This window comes from Thermogutta sp. (genome assembly GCF_014359955.1).
Classification (GTDB): domain Bacteria; phylum Planctomycetota; class Planctomycetia; order Pirellulales; family Thermoguttaceae; genus Thermogutta.
Genome location: NZ_JACIYL010000865.1, coordinates 1 through 1,772 on the forward strand (window position 1 = coordinate 1; position 1,772 = coordinate 1,772).

Here is a 1,772-nt window from a genome sequence, read left to right on the forward strand (position 1 = left end):
ATGGCGAGACCAGGTTTCAGGACCTTCCTCTGGGCAGCGGGCAGTTTAGAGACCTCACCTGGATCGGCTGGTGCAGCATGGCGCAAACGGCAACCAATATCTACATCGATCGGGTGATTCTCCAGAACCAGGTGCCGTGACATCCGCGTGACAAACGGAGCGAGCAGTTTTTCGCCGCTTATCACCGGCGATTGTGCCGTGGCATGGCAAGGCTGGGTGTTTCAGAACCACTGCCTCTTTTCCACCGCGTATGTCTGGTAGAAATCCTCGTCACTTTTCGACAGGTAAATGATGCCCTCCACGAGCCCGATGACACTCATCACCAGCGTGGAAATCCCCATGGTGCAAACTAAACCCACCAGAGACACGAGGAGCATGATGACGCCTGCGGAAGTCAGCCCAAGAATGAACTTGTGAATTCCCAAGCCACCCAGCAGGATGCCGCAGACGCCCGCGGCGGTCTTTTTCGATACAAAATCTCTCACATGCGGGGGAAGAGGTGGTGGGCCACCCGGCCCCATTCCCGGCATCATCGCAGAGGGAACCGGCGCCTGAAATTTTCCCTGGCAGACTGGACAGGCACAGATCGCCCCGGCCTGTGACGCGGGAATTTGCAGAGCCACCCCGCAGTGCGGACAGGAGACTGTTATGCCCGGTGGTGGAACACTCGGCCCCGGAGAAGCTGCCATCGTTTGTCGTCCTTTCGTATCGGGAGCGCACCCTCTCCCCTCAGTATAACCAAACCGGCAACGTTCTGCGGCATTGATTTGCTGGGCGTACTGGGGCTGCCCGGATGGGGCCAAACGGGGACCGGATCCCTCGGCGGGCAGCGAAAGCAACCGTCACAGGCACAAGGGACGGACACCTGTTGGGAGTCCGTCACGCCTGTTTTTTGACAGCATAGCCGGGAAAATTGCGATTGCCACAATGGGGGGGTAAGTGTAGTATGCCTTTCGAAGCGATCCTTCGTAAACTAGGAGTTTTGGGAAGAGAAAATGGGGGTGGTGCCGAGCCGGAACAGCATGATCCAGAAGTGTCCCTAAGGCTATGAATCGTTCCGTGGTTGAACCTTTGGAAGGTCAGAAAGAGACGCTCCTGACACGGAGCTTCATTGCGCTGCTGATCACGCAGTTTACGGTCACGCTCAATGACAACATCCTCCGCTGGCTTTTCATCCCGATCGGAAAGGACCTCGCCCAGAGCCAGCTCGGGGAAAGTGCGGACATTGCCCGGGCGGCAGGTTCGTTTATCTTTTTGCTCCCGTTCATTTTACTGGCGGGTTGGGCAGGGGCCGCCGCCGACCGCTTCAGCAAGCGCAGTGTGTTGGTGGGGGCCAAGGTCGCGGAAGTGATCGTCATCCTCATGGCGGTCGCCTCGATTTTGATGGGTAACATCTGGGCGATGGCGGTGGTTCTTTTCCTGGCCGGTGTGCACAGCACGTTTTTCAGCCCGGCCAAGTACGGCAGTATTCCCGAAATCGTGGGTCCGCGGGCGATCTCCGCGGCGAACGGCCTGATCGGGCTGACCACGATGATCGCTGTGATTGTGGGCGGTTCCCTGGGAAATTGGCTTTACAGTCTGACGACGTTACCCGATCCCGACCTTGCCCGAAAGCTGGGAATTGGTCCGGGCCAGTATCGCTGGTGGATCCATGCAAGCAGCCTTTTGGCAATCGCAGTCGGTGGATTGCTCGCCGCTCTTTTCATTCGGCCGTTGCCCCCTGCCGATCCTGCGCGGCGGATTCCCATCAACCCATTTGCCCAGTGTTTTCG

At 58.3% G+C, this 1,772-nt stretch carries 2 protein-coding genes; one reads left to right on the forward strand and one right to left on the reverse strand.

Annotation, left to right across the window (positions count from 1 at the left end):
* Positions 1–221: 221 nt before the first annotated feature.
* Positions 222–689 carry a TM2 domain-containing protein gene (locus H5U08_RS17685; protein ID WP_297036136.1) on the reverse strand — a complete coding sequence of 156 codons (468 nt, stop codon included), beginning with the start codon at positions 687–689 and terminating at the stop codon, positions 222–224.
* 358 nt (positions 690–1,047) lie between these two features.
* Here H5U08_RS17685 and H5U08_RS17690 point away from each other — a divergent pair.
* The coding region (locus tag H5U08_RS17690) for an MFS transporter (protein WP_297036138.1) at positions 1,048–1,772 on the forward strand (725 nt) is incomplete at its 3' end.